9 protein-coding genes are annotated in these 14,434 nt (G+C 72.9%); 6 read left to right on the top strand and 3 right to left on the bottom strand.

Features of this window, described 5'->3' with window-relative positions:
- Nucleotides 1-541: 541 nt before the first annotated feature.
- Nucleotides 542-1,933, bottom strand: a complete 1,392-nt coding sequence (locus N4G70_RS20765; protein ID WP_261714168.1) for an NCS2 family permease — start codon at nt 1,931-1,933, stop codon at nt 542-544.
- A 204-nt stretch (nt 1,934-2,137) separates the two neighbouring features.
- Between N4G70_RS20765 and N4G70_RS20760 the strand changes: the two genes are divergently transcribed.
- Together N4G70_RS20760 and N4G70_RS20755 are read left to right on the top strand one after the other, a co-directional pair.
- Nucleotides 2,138-2,413, top strand: a complete 276-nt coding sequence (locus tag N4G70_RS20760) for a DUF2530 domain-containing protein (RefSeq protein WP_261714167.1) — start codon at nt 2,138-2,140, stop codon at nt 2,411-2,413.
- A gap of 129 nt (nt 2,414-2,542) precedes the next feature.
- Nucleotides 2,543-4,960, top strand: a complete 2,418-nt coding sequence (locus tag N4G70_RS20755) for a cation-translocating P-type ATPase (RefSeq protein WP_261714166.1) — start codon at nt 2,543-2,545, stop codon at nt 4,958-4,960.
- Nucleotides 4,961-5,577: 617 nt separating this feature from the next.
- Here the strand turns inward: N4G70_RS20755 and N4G70_RS20750 are convergent.
- Nucleotides 5,578-8,670: a sacsin N-terminal ATP-binding-like domain-containing protein gene (locus N4G70_RS20750; protein WP_261714262.1), complete on the bottom strand. Its 3,093-nt coding sequence runs from the start codon at nt 8,668-8,670 to the stop codon at nt 5,578-5,580.
- A gap of 770 nt (nt 8,671-9,440) precedes the next feature.
- Complete coding sequence (locus N4G70_RS20745) at nt 9,441-10,352, bottom strand: DUF3027 domain-containing protein (RefSeq protein ID WP_261714165.1); 912 nt, start codon at nt 10,350-10,352, stop codon at nt 9,441-9,443.
- A 338-nt stretch (nt 10,353-10,690) separates the two neighbouring features.
- Here N4G70_RS20745 and N4G70_RS20740 point away from each other — a divergent pair, with 338 nt between their 5' ends.
- The 4 genes from N4G70_RS20740 (at nt 10,691) to N4G70_RS20725 (ending at nt 14,386) form a co-directional block, all read left to right on the top strand.
- Complete coding sequence (locus tag N4G70_RS20740) at nt 10,691-12,046, top strand: MFS transporter (protein WP_261714164.1); 1,356 nt, start codon at nt 10,691-10,693, stop codon at nt 12,044-12,046.
- A 129-nt stretch (nt 12,047-12,175) separates the two neighbouring features.
- Entirely contained in the window at nt 12,176-12,670 is a 495-nt protein-coding gene (locus N4G70_RS20735) for a DUF2771 domain-containing protein (protein WP_261714163.1), read from the top strand.
- Nucleotides 12,671-12,687: 17 nt separating this feature from the next.
- Complete coding sequence (locus N4G70_RS20730; protein ID WP_261714162.1) at nt 12,688-13,419, top strand: futalosine hydrolase; 732 nt, start codon at nt 12,688-12,690, stop codon at nt 13,417-13,419.
- Nucleotides 13,409-14,386 carry a 1,4-dihydroxy-6-naphthoate synthase gene (locus N4G70_RS20725; RefSeq protein WP_399036216.1) on the top strand — a complete coding sequence of 326 codons (978 nt, stop codon included), beginning with the start codon at nt 13,409-13,411 and terminating at the stop codon, nt 14,384-14,386. Before N4G70_RS20730 ends, N4G70_RS20725 begins: the two co-directional genes overlap by 11 nt.
- Nucleotides 14,387-14,434: the final 48 nt, after the last annotated feature.

The following is a 14,434-nucleotide window of genomic DNA, read 5'->3' as shown; positions in this document are numbered from 1 at the left end:
GTGCGGGCCGCGGTCGCTCCTCGCGCAGTTCCCCGCGCCCCTGAATGCCCTTCGGTCTGCGGACCGTGGTCGCTTCTCGCGCAGTTCCCCGCGCCCCTTAGCGGCACTGGTGCTGGCCCGCATCGGGCACCTACAGCCCGTCCGGCGTTTGAGGACGAGCGCCCTTAAGGCGCGAACGGGGGTGCAGGGGGCGGAGCCCCCGCCCGGGGGTGCTGGGGCACCTACAGCCCGTCCGGCGATTGAGGACGAGCGCCGTTCAGGCGCGATACGGGGTCTGGGGCGGAGCCCCAGGAGGCCCGAACCATCCAACCCCGCCGCACGGGCGGGCGGGCGGGCGGGTGGGAGAGGTGCCTCGGGGTCTGGGGCGGAGCCCCAGGAGGGCCGGAACCATCCAACCCCGATGCACGGGCGGGCGGGTGGGCAAAGGGCCCGGGGTCTGGGGCGGAGCCCCAGGGTCCCGGAACCAGCCAACCCCCCGCACGGGTGGGTGGGCAAACCCCCAGGGAGTTGGGGGTGGCCCCCGCCGCCGGGCTGGGCGGGGTCAGGTGAGGTTGAGGGCCGGCATGACGTAGTAGAACGCGAACACCGCCGACACGACGTACATCGCGACCGGAACCTCCCGCCCCCGCCCCGCCACCAACCGCAGCACCGTAAAGCTGATGAACCCCATCCCGATGCCATTGGTGATGGAGTACGTGAACGGCATCATCAGCATCGTCACGAACGCCGGGATCGCGATCGTCCAGTCCGCCCAGTCGATCTCGCGGATCGAGCCGGACAGGATCAGGAAGCCGACGGCGAGCAGCGCCGGGGTGGCCGCCTGCGAGGGCACCATCGTGGCGAGCGGGGTGAGGAAGAGGGCGATGGTGAACAGGCCACCGGTGACCACGTTCGCGAGGCCGGTGCGCGCACCCTCGCCGACCCCCGCCGTGGACTCCACGAAACACGTGGTGGCGGACGAGGACGACGCCCCGCCCGCCGCGACCGCGATGCCGTCGACGAACAGGACCCGGTTCATGCCGGGCATGTAGCCCTTCTCGTCGGTCAGACCCGCCTCGTCGCTGATGCCCATGATCGTGCCCATGGCGTCGAAGAAGCACGAGAGCAGAACGGTGAAGACGAACAGGACGCCGGTCAGGACGCCGACCTTCGAGAAGCCGCCGAACAGGCTGACCTGGCCGACGAGTCCGAAGTCCGGGGTGTCGAAGGGGTTGCCCGGCCACTTCGGGGTGGTCAGACCCCAGGACGGCACGGTGGCCACCGCGTTGATGATCATCGCGAGGACGGTCATGGCCACGATGGAGATCAGGATCGCGCCCGGCACCTTGCGCACCATCAGAGCGAGCGTGAGCAGCACGCCGAGGACGAAGACCAGGACGGGCCAGCCGAGCAGGTGCCCGTTGCCGCCGAGCTGGAGGGGGACGGTGGTGTGCGCGGCGTCCGGGATGCGGGAGACGAAACCGGAGTCGACCAGGCCGATCAGCATGATGAACAGGCCGATACCGATCGCGATGCCCTTGCGCAGGCCGAGCGGCACCGCGTTCATGACGCGCTCGCGCAGCCCGGTGGCGACCAGGAGCATCACCACGAAGCCGGCGAGGACGACCATGCCCATGGCGTCGGGCCAGCTCATCCGGGGCGCGAGCTGGAGGGCGACCACGGTGTTCACGCCGAGGCCCGCCGCCAGCGCGATCGGTACGTTGCCGATGACGCCCATGAGCAGCGTGGTGAAGGCGGCGGTGAGCACGGTCGCGGTCACCAGCTGTCCGCTGTCGAGCTGATGTCCGTACATGTCCTTGGCGCTGCCGAGGATGATCGGGTTCAGCACGATGATGTACGCCATCGCGAAGAAGGTCGCGAAGCCGCCACGGACCTCCCGGGCCACGGTGGAGCCCCGCTCGGAGATCTTGAAGTAGCGGTCCAGGCCGTTCATGCGGAACCTCGCTGGTGACGGGGGCGGGGAAACGGCACGTACCCGAACTTCTTTGGACGTTTTAACGAACAGAATGAGTCAGCCGTAAGCCGTTTCAGTATGAATACATCAGTCGAAGATCACCATCTCCGCGCGTAGACCCAGCAGCCGCAGGCGTCCGGCCGCCCCGCCGGACCAGAACACCCCGCGCCCTACACTGACCGCATGGCTGCGTTTTCCACGGGATCACCGAAGCACGAGGCGCCGGAGCCCCTTGAGGGTCCCGTGGTCGCCACCATCACGGGCGGCACGATCCTCTGGTTCGTCCTCTTCCTCGTCCAGCTCCCCTTCTACGGCTGGTTCGACGCGCACGGCCATCTGTGGTGGGTGTGGACCTGCCTGGCCGGCGGCGGCCTCGGCCTCATCGGCATCTGGTACGTGCGCGGCCGCGACGCCGCCCTCAAGCGGCACGCGGCACAACAGTCGGCCCCCGCCGAATAGCCGCAAGGGCCCAAAGGCCCCCGTACCCGGGACGCGCGTACCGCCACAGGACCATTCGTCTCCTCCCCGGGTCGGATGTTCGGCCGTCCCGGCAGGTGAACCGCCCGTTCCCGCCGTACCGTCGACAACATGACGCAGCGCGCCAACATCGACGCCGGGGCGGAACTCGACCCCGTCCATCCCATGAGCCCGCCCGAATCGGCGCGGCGGGCGGGCGGTCTGACGGCGGCCGAGGTCGCCGAACGGGTGGCGCGCGGCGAGGTCAACGACGTACCCGTGCGCAGCAGTCGCTCCACCTCGGAGATCGTCCGGGGCAACGTCTTCACCCGGTTCAACGCGATCATCGGCGTGCTCTGGGCGATCATGCTGGTCGTGGCGCCGATCCAGGACAGCCTCTTCGGCTTCGTGATCATCGCCAACACCGGCATCGGCATCATCCAGGAGATGCGCGCCAAGAAGACCCTGGACGGCCTCGCGGTCATCGGCGAGGCCAAGCCGACGGTACGGCGCGACGGCCGGGCCGTGGAGATCTCCACCTCCGAGATCGTGCTCGGCGACGTCATCGAACTCGGGCCCGGCGACAAGGTCGTGGTGGACGGCGAGGCGGTCGAGGCGGACGGCCTGGAGGTCGACGAGTCCCTGCTGACCGGCGAGGCCGACCCGGTCCTGAAGAAGCCCGGCGACACGATGATGTCGGGCGCCTTCGTCGTCGCGGGCGGCGGGGCGTTCAGGGCCACCAAGGTGGGGCGCGAGGCGTACGCGGCTCAACTGGCCGAGGAGGCGAGCCGGTTCACCCTCGTCCACTCCGAGCTGCGCAGCGGCATCTCCACCATCCTCAAGTACGTCACCTGGATGATGATCCCCACCGCGCTCGGCCTGGTCCTGAGCCAGCTCGTGGTCAAGGACAACGACGTCAAGGACTCCATCGCCCGCACCGTCGGCGGCATCGTCCCGATGATCCCCGAAGGGCTCGTCCTGCTGACCTCGGTCGCCTTCGCCATCGGCGTCATCCGGCTCGGCCGCAAGCAGTGCCTGGTCCAGGAACTCCCCGCGATCGAGGGCCTGGCCCGCGTGGACGTGGTGTGCCTCGACAAGACGGGCACGCTCACCGAGGGCGGCATGGACGTCACCGAGCTGCGCCCCCTCAACGGCGCGGACGAGGCGTACGTACGCACCGTGCTCGGCGCGCTCGGCGAGTCCGACCCCCGGCCCAACGCCTCCCTCCAGGCGATCATCGACGCCTACCCGGACAGCGAGGCCTGGCGCTGCACCGAGTCGCTGCCGTTCTCCTCGGCCCGCAAGTACAGCGGCGCCGCGTTCAGCGAGGGCGACGGCGAGAACAGCACCTGGCTGCTCGGCGCGCCCGACGTGCTGCTCAAGACCGGGGACCCGGCGCTCGCCGACATCGACGCGCTCAACGAACAGGGCCTGCGCGTGCTGCTGCTCGCCCGCTCCTCCCGCGAACTCGACGACCCCGCCATCGCCTCCGACGCCGAGCCCAGCGCCCTGGTCGTCCTCGAACAGAGGCTGCGGCCCGACGCGTCCGACACCCTGCGCTACTTCGACGAGCAGAACGTCCGGGCCAAGGTGATCTCCGGTGACAACGCGGTCTCGGTGGGCGCGGTGGCCGGAAAGCTCGGCCTGCCGGGCGCGGCCGACACGGTCGACGCCCGCCAACTCCCCACCGAACAGGGCGAGATGGCCGACGTCCTCGACTCCCACTCGGTCTTCGGCCGGGTCACCCCCCAGCAGAAGCGCGACATGGTGGCCGCGCTCCAGTCACGCGGCCACACGGTCGCGATGACCGGCGACGGCGTCAACGACGTGCTCGCCCTCAAGGACGCCGACATCGGCGTGAGCATGGGCTCGGGCTCGGAGGCCACGCGCGCGGTCGCCCAGATCGTGCTCCTGAACAACAGCTTCTCGACGCTGCCCTCGGTGGTGGCGGAAGGGCGCCGGGTGATCGGCAACATCACCCGGGTGGCCACGCTGTTCCTCACCAAGACCGTGTACTCGGTCCTGCTCGCCGTCCTGGTGGTGTGCTTCCAGGTCGAATACCCCTTCCTGCCGCGCCACTTGACCCTGCTGTCCACCTTCACGATCGGCATCCCGGCGTTCTTCCTCGCCCTCGCCCCCAACAAGGAGCGCGCCAAACCGCACTTCGTACGGCGGGTGATGCGGTACGCGATCCCCAGCGGGGGCATCGCGGCGGTGGCCACGTTCGTGACGTACATGATCGCGCGGGCGTACTACACGGGTTCGGGCGAGCTGGACGCGGAGACCAGCGTCACCACCCTGACCCTGTTCCTGGTCTCCATGTGGGTCCTGGCGATCATCGCCCGCCCCTACACGTGGTGGCGGATCGCCCTGGTCGTATCCATGGCCGTGGCCTTCCTCCTGGTCCTGGCGGTGCCGTGGCTCCAGGACTTCTTCGCGTTGAAGCTGGTGGGGGCGGTGTTGCCGTGGGCGGCGGTGGGGATCGCGGTGGTGGCCTCGGCGGCCCTCGAACTGACCTGGCGCTGGGTGACCCACCGCTGGCCGGACTAGATCCTGGGGCTCCGCCCCAGACCCCGGGGGCGTTTTCCCACCCACCCACCCGTGCAGCGGGGTTGGATGGTTCCGGGCCCCCTGGGGCTCCGCCCCAGACCCCGGGCCCTTTGCCCACCCACCCGCCCGTGCAGCGGGTTGGTTGGTTCCGGGACCTCTGGGGCTCCGCCCCAGACCCCGTTCGCGCCTGAACGGCGCTCGTCCTCAAACGCCGGACGGGCTGAAATGCCTCGATGCGGGCCAGCATCAGTACCGCTAAGGGGCGCGGGGAACTGCGCGAGAAGCGACCACGGCCCGCAGACGGCCGGCGCTTTTAGGGGCGCGGGGAACTGCGCGACCAGCCACCTGCGGCCCGCAGACGAAAACCGGTTTTCAGGGGCGCGGGGAACTGCGCGAAAGGCGACCACGGCCCGCAGGGGCGGTGGTAGCCCCCGGAGGGTTTAGGGAAGGGGCGGGGAGGGGCCCACGGGGTCTGGGGCGGAGCCCCAGCGCAGGGACCCCCGCCGGCTTAACGGGAGCCACCGGGGCCTGGGGCGGAGCCCCAGCACAGGGACCCCCGTCGGCCGAACGGGGCCAACGGGGGCTGGGGCAGAGCCCCAGTTGCAATGCGGCCGCGCCTAGTCGAACCAGCGGTCACGCGACAGCTCGGCCGTCCGCGACGGGTCCTCCAGAAGCGCCCCCACCTCAAACCGCCGAGGCCACTGCCCCGCCGCCCAGGCGAGCCCCGCCGCAACCCCCTCCAAGGTCGCCGCATGCACCACCCCGTCCCCCGCCCGACGCCAGTCGAGCTCCACCCCGCCCGCCAGCAGCGCCTCGTGCTCGACATAGGTCGCCGGCGCGAGCGGCCCGAGCAGGACCCGTACCGCATCGGGCACTTCGCGCTCGACCCCGACGGACGTCACCTCGCCCGGCGCCGCCTCGCTGAGCCGCCCCACCTGGAGGAGCTCCGCGAGTTCGGCGGCCCGGGCCGGGGCGACGGGCAGCAGGGCCAGGCCGGAGGCGAGGGGCAGCAGGTCGGGGGCGTCCGCCACGACCGCGTCGGATGCGTCGACGACCCGCACCTCGCCGTCCACGACCGCCCGCAGCTCGTCCGGCAGGGTGACCTGCTCGGGGTCGAGGTCCGCCAACGCCGTGTACAGGGCGTGGAGTTGGGCGGACGAGACCGAGCGGTCGGGGTCGGCGAGGCGGCCGAGGAGTTCCGCCGCGCCACCCGGCTCGTCCAGGAGCGCGGCCACCGAGGTGCGTACTCCCAGCGCCCGCAGGACCTGCGCGTCGTCGAAGCCGGTCGCGTCCACGGACTCGTACAGGCCGGCCAGGAGCGGATCGGAGCCGGCCGCGCGCAGCCCGGCGGGGCGCCGGCCGTCCAGGACCGGATGGTCGCGCAGCCACCAGGCGGTGTAGGGGCGTACGGACTCGGTGGTGCCGTCGGGCAGCAGGACGCGCACCGGCTGGACCAGGGCGTCCCGCAGTGGCGGCCGGGCGAGCAGGGCGAGGGCCCGCGGCCACGCGTCGTCGTCGACGAGGTCGAGGTCGCGGACGGCGACGATCTCGGTGGCCACGGGCGGGACCGGCGTGTCGGGCAGCCGGTCCAGGACGTCCTCGCACCACACGTCCACCGCGTCGAGCAGCCCGGCGTCGTCGGGCTCGGCGAAGTCGCCCTCGCGGGGCTCCAGTTCGTCGGGGTCCAGGACGACGTCGGTGGCCCGTACGAGGGCGAACGTGGCGAGCACGCCACACGCGGTGAGCGGCTGCTCGCCCCAGCGTTCCGCCAACTCCCGGTCCACCTCGGCGAGTTCACCTTCCCGGACGACGTCGGCGAAGGGCGATCCGGGCAGCAGGAGCTCTCCGGCGGGGGCGAGTTCACCGTCCTCGTCGGGCAGGGCGAGCGCCCCGAGCCAGGGTTCGTCGCCGGGCGCGAGATTGGCCTCGCGCACCAACGTCAGTACGGTCTCGGCGAGTTCGTCGGCGTCGAGCGCGTCCTCGTCCCAGATCTCCCCGCTGTCGAGCGAGGCGGCGACGGCGGCCCGCACCTGAGGGGTCGTCAGCACGGCGCAGGGGGTGGCGGGCAGCGCGCCGAGCTTTTCGAGCAGGGGGTGGGCCGCGTCCGGGTGGGCGACCTTCAGACCCAGACGCCCCAGGTCGGAGGGGGTGTCGGCGAGCGGCAGCAGGATCTGGCGGGGGCCGATGGCGGTGCGGCCGCCGACCAGCGGCACGGGGAGCCCGGAGAGCCGGTCGGGGTCGACGCCCGCGAGCGTGTCGTACAGGCGGTGCCACCACTCGGGGGGCCGCTCGGCGCCCGCGATCCGCTCGACGGCGTCACCGAGCGAGAGCCGCCCGACCTCCAACGACCGCAGCTCCGGGCGGCGTTCGAGCCCGGCGGGCAGCAGCGTGGGCAGGACTTCGGCGAGCACGCGTACCGTGTCGGCGCCCGCGCCCTCGACGACCTCCGCCTCGAAGGGGCGCAGCGCGGGAAGTTCCTCGGTGGGCGCGGCGGGCGCCAGGAACGCGACGCGGGGCAGCCGCTCCAGGACCGCCGCGCGCAGGGCGCCGTCCAGCTCGCCCCGCCCCAGCGGGCCGGGCACCAGGTCGACGGTGCCGGTCGACACCGGGCGCCAGGCGCCGAGGAGTTCGGCGTAGGCGTCGGCGGCGCGCCGCACCAGGAAGTCGGTGAGCGGGCCGGGCGCCGGGTGGCGGCGCGCGGTGTCGAGCGGGAACGAGGCGATGAGCAGCGCGGGGACGCCGAGCGGCTCGTCGGTGGGGGTGGGCGCGTGCACCACGGCTGCGGTACGGGGCCGCTCGGGCGCGCCGTCCTCGTCCACCGGGACGGCCCAGGTGATGGTCCAGTGCGGACGCAGCCGCTCCTCCACGGGGCGGTCGGCGAGCAGCTCCTTGCCGATCGGCCCGTGGTGGCTGACGGTCCGCCAGCGGTGCACGCTCTGGTCGCGGCTGTCGTCGATGTGGACGTACGCGTCGTGCACCGAGCGCCTCAACACCCTTGTGGCGCCCGGGGTTTCGACGACGATCTCGCTCAGGCCGGGCAGCGTGAGGAGCAGGGCGTCGTCGATGCCGTCGAGGAGACGGCGTACGAGGTCCTCGGCGGCGGCGTCGCGCAGCGGCAGCACCACGACGGTGTCGTAGCCCTCGGGGGCTGCGCCCTCGGCGGGCAGCGGCAGCCTGAGCAGCGGTACGTGTCCGTCGCGGCGGCGCAGCTCGTCGCCGAGGCCGGGGCTGGCGAGGGCGGCCTGGGCGGCCAGCTCGCGGGCCTCGGCGAGCGACCAGCGCACGCCTCCGGTGCGGCCGACCACGGCGGGCTCGTCACTGACGGCGAGCACCGCGGCGAATCCGACGCCGAACCGGCCGACGGCGACCTCGGTGTCGGCGCGCTTGGCGCTGGCGCGCAGGGTGGAGAGCGACTCGACGCCGACGGCGTCCAGGGGGGCGCCGGTGTTGGCGGCGGCCAGTACGGCGGGGCCGTCGGGGCCGCCGGGGTGCAGGGTGAGCCTGAGTCGGCCCTCGGTGCCGGTGCGGGCGGCGGCGTCCGCGGCGTTCTGGGCGAGCTCCACGACGAGGCGGTCGCGGTAGCCGCCGAGGGCGAGGTCCTCCTCGGCGTTGGCGTCCTCGCGGAATCTGGCGGGGCCCGCGCCCCAGGCGTTCAGGACGCCCCGCCGTAGCCGCGCCGTCCCGAAGGGGTCGGCCCCTTCGGCCGCCATCGCCTTGACGATCACGCCGTACTCCGCTCTGTCCTGCCCCGCGTGCCGGGACCGCGGCCCGAAGGTACCGCGCGCTGGGCTGTGGACTGGAATCTTCCCCACCCCGCCCCTTCCCGAGACCCTCCGGGGGATGCGCCTCCCTTGCGGACCGAGGACATTCTCCGCGCAGTTCCCCGCACCCCTGAACCCGCTCGCGCCTGCGGACCGTGCCCGCTCCTCGCGCCTGCGGCCCGCGCCCGCCTCTCGCGCAGTTCCCCGCGCCCCTCAGGAACCCGCCTTCGTCCGCGGGCCGTGGTCGCTTTTCGCGCAGTTCCCCGCGCCCCCAAAACCATGGGTCGTGTGCGGGCCGTGGTCGCTTCTCGCGCCGTTCCCCGCGCCCCTGAAAGCCCTTCGGTCTGCGGGCCGTGGTCGCTTTTCGCGCAGTTCCCCGCGCCCCTTAGCGGTACTGGTGCTGGCCGGCATCGGGCATTTCAGCCCGTCCGGCGTTTGAGGACGAGCGCCGTTCAGGCGCGAACGGGGTCTGGGGCGGAGCCCCAGAGGTCCCGGAACCAACCAACCCTGCGCCTACGGGCGGGTGGGTGGGCGAGGTGCCCGGGGTCTGGGGCGGAGCCCCAGGAAGGCCCGAACTATCCAACCCCGCCGCACGGGCGGGCGGGTGGGCAAAGGGCCCGGGGTCTGGGGCGGAGCCCCAGGGAGGGCGGAACCAACCAACCCGCCGCACGGGTGGGTGGGTGGGAAAACCCCCCGGGCCGGGCCGGAGCCCCAGGGGGTTAGGAGTGGCCCAGATCCTCCGTCGCGTCCGGCGCATCCGGCACGGACCCACCCCGATCCGGCCGGAACACCAGCGGATCCGCCCCCACCGTGTCCAGCACCGGCGAAGCCGGCCGCGGCGGCGTAGGCATGACGGCCGCCTCGGAGTGGCCACCACAACCGTAGTCGAACGCCACGACACGCCCGTCCGCGGGACCGAATTCATTGGCGCAGATACCGAACGCCTGGGACAGCGATCCCGCGATCGGCACGAGGAAGGCGCAGGACACGCAGGAGGCCGGCGCCGCCTGAGCCATCGCGGTCTTGCCGCCGAAGGACTCCTCCCAGCGGTCGGCCGCCGCGTGCAGCCCGTACCGCGAGAGGACCCGCGCCCGGCGCATGCCGAGTTCGTCGGCGACGGACGCGATGGAGCCGCGCGCGCTGCCCGCGGGGGTGTCGCGCTCGGACAGCTCCGCGTCCTCCGCCTCGATCCGCTCGGCCAGCTCCTGGGAGAGCACCGAGTTGGGCGGCGGCGCGTCCTCGCCGGTGTAGCCGGGTTCGAGGCGCAGGTCGTCGGCCTCGGTGGGCAGCAGGTCGCCGGGGCCCATGTCCCCGGGCCGCAGCCGCTCGCTCCACGGCACCCACTCGGGGGCCTGGAGGGCGTCGGGGCCGGGCAGCAGGACCGTCTCGTCGAGGGTGACGAGCTTGGCGCGCGAGGCGCGCGTCACCGTCACCGCCCAGCGCCAGCCCCGGTAGCCGAACTCCTTGCACTCGAAGAAGTGCGTGACGACCCGGTCGCCCTCCGACACGAGGGTCACATGCTCGCCGACCACACCGGGCGCGGCGGCTTCCTCCGCCGCCTCGCGGGCTAGGTCGACCGCCTCGGCGCACAGGCGGTCAGGGGTACGGCTTCGCGTCGTCGCAGCACTCACAGGTCTCGCTTCTCTCCTACGCCGTCTCACGGGTACGCCGGGGAGCCGACTGCGTACGGGCGGCGGGCGGAGCGGACCAGGGGGCCGCGTCAACGTCCGCGCCCGGGCGATCAACTGCCCAGCGACTGTCCAGTTTCACTGACCAAGGGGGTCCCCCCTGCTCCGTATGAGCGTGGAGGCGCACCTTCTACGATCCATTCTGCGGGATCGCGGAGAGGCGCGCGGCCTTGGGCAGCCGCGGGCGGCGCGCCTGTCACGCTACCCCCTTCGTGGCCCCCGGCCCACCTGCGCGTCCGAATCCTGGTTCGGGTCGGACGGGGTTGGGGCACTATGGCGGGGTGGCAACCGCAAGGTCGTCAGGTTCCGCGGACGAGTCCGGCCGCCTGCGCAGGGCAGGCCGGACGGTCGGCCGCGCCCTGCATCTGCCGTTCACGGGGACGGCCCGTTCGATCAGAAAAGCCACGCACGCGCACGGCGCCGGTGAGTCGGGGCTCGGCAAACTGATCGAGCTGCACGCGGTGAACGGCGCCGGGGACGTCATGATCACCGTGGCGCTCGCGTCGACCGTCTTCTTCTCCGTGCCGACCGACCAGGCACGCGGCCGCGTCGCCCTCTATCTGGCGATCACGATGGCGCCCTTCACTCTCCTGGCGCCGGTGATCGGCCCGCTGCTCGACCGCATGCCGCACGGCCGGCGCGCCGCGATGGCCGGCGCGATGGTGGCTCGCGCGCTGCTCGCGCTGACCATGTCCGGCGCGGTCGCCACCGGCGGCCTGGAGCTCTACCCCGCGGCCCTGGGCGTCCTGGTCGCCTCGAAGGCGTACGGGGTGGTCAGAAGCGCCGTCGTGCCCCGCCTGCTGCCACCGCGCTTCTCGCTGGTGAAGGCGAATTCGCGGGTCACCCTCGCCGGTCTGCTCGCCACCGGGGCCGCCGCCCCGATCGGCGCGGGTCTCTCGCGCATCGGGCCCGAATGGCCGCTCTACGGGGCGTTCTGTGTCTTCGTGGCGGGCATGTTCCTCGCGTTCTCGCTCGACCCCAAGGTCGACTCGGCGAAGGGCGAGACCAAGGCCCGGCTCTCCGACCGGGGCGAGCCGAAGCCCAGTCTGCGGACGGTCGGCGTGTCCGTGCAGAACGGCCTGTACGCCAACGCCTCGCTGCGCGCGCTCTCCGGCTTCCTGATCTTCTTCCTGGCGTTCCTGCTGCGCGAGCACCCCCTGTCGGGGCAGAGCGCGGCCGTCTCGCTCGGCATCGTGGGCGTATCGGCGGGCGTCGGCAACGCGCTGGGCACGGCGGTCGGCTCGCTGCTGCGGGCGCGCGGGCCCGAGGTGCTGATCGTGACGATGCTGACGATCGCGCTCGGCGTCGCGGCCCTGTCCGCCGTGTTCTTCAGCGGGGTGATGGTGGCGGTGCTGGGCGCGACGGCCGGGCTCACCCAGGCGCTGGCCAAGCTGTCCCTGGACGCGATGATCCAGCGCGATGTGCCGGAGGAGGTCCGTACGTCCGCGTTCGCGCGCTCGGAGACCCTGCTCCAGATGGCGTGGGTGCTCGGCGGAGCGATCGGCATCGCGCTCCCGCTCAACGGCGTCCTCGGCATGTCGGTGGCCGCGGGCCTGCTGGCGCTCGGCGCGGCCATCTCGGTACGGGGCCTGCTCGGCGCGGCCCGCCGGGGAGCACCACGGCCGCGGGTCGCCTGAGCCCGGCCCGGCTGGGGCGCGCCACAGCAGGTACGGGCGTCGCCCGCGCCCGGCTCCGGTGGGGCGCGCCACACCGGCACGCCGCACCCCCGCGCGGCGTGGCTCGGGACGACCGATAGCCTTCGCTTCATGACCGTTGCGTTCATTTCCGGTAGGACCCGCCGGGCCGGCTTCGCACTCGCCGCCGCCTCCGCAGGACTCCTCGTCCTCTCCGCCTGCGACAAGCCGACGCCTCTCGCGACCGTGACGGTCGGCACGAACTCCGTCAACGCCGAGGCGTCCTGCCGCGGCGAGGGTGGCAAGCCGCTCGCCGAGGCCAAGCTGACCGGCTGCCTCAGCGGCGTCAAGGACGCCAAGTCCATCGACTACGCGCCCGGCTCGACGCTGCGTCTCGGCGTCGACCCCGATGTCGTCGAGGACGGCCACAAGTGGATCGCGCTGCTCGACGGCAGCCCCATCACCGAGGCCTCCTCCCAGACCTACCGCAGCTTCCCCGGCGCCGACGTCTTCTCCACCGGCGGGCAGGGCGCCGCGCCGAAGGAGAAGAAGGTCAGCATCGTGCAGGTCGACAAGGACAACAAGCCCGCGTCGGTCTGGAGCTTCACCCTCAAGCGCACCTCCTGACGAGCGGGCCCCGCCTGATGCGTGTGCTGGTGGTGACCGCGGTGGCGGCGGAGGCGGACTCCGTCGCCGCCGGTCTCGCCCGTGCCGGTTACGTGTCGCCGGGCCCCGCTCCGGTACGCCCCGGCACCGCGCAACCCCTTGAGCCGCTGGCCCGCCTGTGCGCGGGCGGGCACGAGATGAACGTGCTGCCCGCCGGGGTCGGTCCGGCGGCCGCCGCGGCCGCCACCGCCATCGCGCTCGGCCGAGCCCCATACGATCTGGTCGTCTCGGCCGGCATCGGCGGCGGCTTCGCCCCCGTCGCCCCGCTCGGCACCCTGGTGGTGGCGTCCGAGATCGTCGCCGCCGACCTGGGCGCCGACTCCCCCGAGGGCTTCCTGCCCGTCACCGCGCTCGGCTTCGGGCGCGACACCCTGACCCCGCCGGCCGCGCTGTGCCGCGCCGTCGCCGAGGCGCTGGGCGCCCGGAGCGGACCGGTCCTCACCGTCAGCACCGCGACCGGCACGGCGCGGCGCACGGCCGAACTCCTCGCCCGGCACCCTTCGGCGGTGGCCGAGGCGATGGAGGGCTTCGGTGTCGCCGAGGCCGCCGACCAGTACGGCGTACCGGCGCTGGAGATCCGCGCGGTCTCCAACTCCATTGGTCCGCGCGACCGTTCGGCCTGGCGGATCGGCGACGCGCTCGCCGCCCTCACCGACGCATTCGGCAAACTCCCGCCCGTACTGGAGAGTTGGACGTCCCATGAGCACTGAACCGGCGCGGCAGACCCCGGGCACGGAACCGGTGGCGAAGACCCCGGGCACGGAACCGGTGGCGAAGGCCGCGAGTACGGAACCGGCGCCGCTGAAGATCGCCTACTCCCCCTGCCCGAACGACACCTTCGTCTTCGACGCGTGGGCGCACGGCCGGGTGCCGGGCGCGCCCGCCCTCGATGTGACCTTCGCGGACATCGACATCACCAACGGCATGGCGGAGCGCGGGGAGTTCGACGTGCTCAAGGTGTCGTACGCGGTGCTGCCGTGGGTGCTCGACGAGTACGCGCTGCTGCCCTGCGGCGGCGCGCTGGGACGTGGCTGCGGCCCACTGGTCCTGACCCGCGAACCCGGGGATGGGGGCACCTCCCTGCCCGAGCGAAGCCGAGAGCTTGGGGGACTGACGGGCGCGACGGTCGCCGTGCCGAGCGAGAAGTCGACGGCGTATCTGCTGTTCCGGCTGTGGGCCGCCGATGTCGTGCCGGGCGGGGTCGGCGAGGTCGTCGTCATGCCGTTCCACGAGATCATGCCCGCGGTGCGCGACGGCAAGGTGGACGCCGGACTCGTCATCCACGAGGCCCGGTTCACCTATCAGAACTACGGGCTGCACTGCCTCGCCGACATGGGCCGGCACTGGGAGGAGACCACCGGCCTGCCCATCCCGCTCGGCGCGATCATCGCCAAGCGCTCGCTGGGCGAGGACACCCTGCGGCTGCTGGCCGACTCGGCCCGCGCCTCGGTGCGGCTCGCCTGGGAGGACCCCGAGGCGTCCCGGCCGTATGTGCGGGAGCACGCCCAGGAGATGGACCCGACCGTGGCCGACCGGCACATCGGGCTCTACGTCAACGAGTTCACCGCCGACCTCGGCGAGGACGGCTATGCGGCGGTACGCGGACTGCTGACCCGCGCCGCGGCCGAGGGACTCGTCCCGCCCCTGGGCCGCGACGCGCTGGAATTCCTCCGCTGAACCTGAACCTGAACCTGAATCCGGACCTGGACCTGGACCTGGACCTGG

Origin of the sequence: Streptomyces sp. ASQP_92, from assembly GCF_025399895.1 — a bacterium.
GTDB lineage: Bacteria > Actinomycetota > Actinomycetes > Streptomycetales > Streptomycetaceae > Streptomyces.
Note: the sequence above shows the minus strand (reverse complement) of the source record. Positions and strands in the feature narration are given on the sequence as shown.

Coding starts and splice junctions, on each gene's coding strand:
- N4G70_RS20730 (WP_261714162.1), top strand. CDS start 12,688: ATGCGTGTGCTGGTGGTGACCGCGGTGGCGGCGGAGGCGGACTCCGTC.
- N4G70_RS20750 (WP_261714262.1), bottom strand. CDS start 8,670: ATGGCGGCCGAAGGGGCCGACCCCTTCGGGACGGCGCGGCTACGGCGG.
- N4G70_RS20755 (WP_261714166.1), top strand. CDS start 2,543: ATGACGCAGCGCGCCAACATCGACGCCGGGGCGGAACTCGACCCCGTC.
- N4G70_RS20760 (WP_261714167.1), top strand. CDS start 2,138: ATGGCTGCGTTTTCCACGGGATCACCGAAGCACGAGGCGCCGGAGCCC.
- N4G70_RS20735 (WP_261714163.1), top strand. CDS start 12,176: ATGACCGTTGCGTTCATTTCCGGTAGGACCCGCCGGGCCGGCTTCGCA.
- N4G70_RS20725 (WP_399036216.1), top strand. CDS start 13,409: ATGAGCACTGAACCGGCGCGGCAGACCCCGGGCACGGAACCGGTGGCG.
- N4G70_RS20765 (WP_261714168.1), bottom strand. CDS start 1,933: ATGAACGGCCTGGACCGCTACTTCAAGATCTCCGAGCGGGGCTCCACC.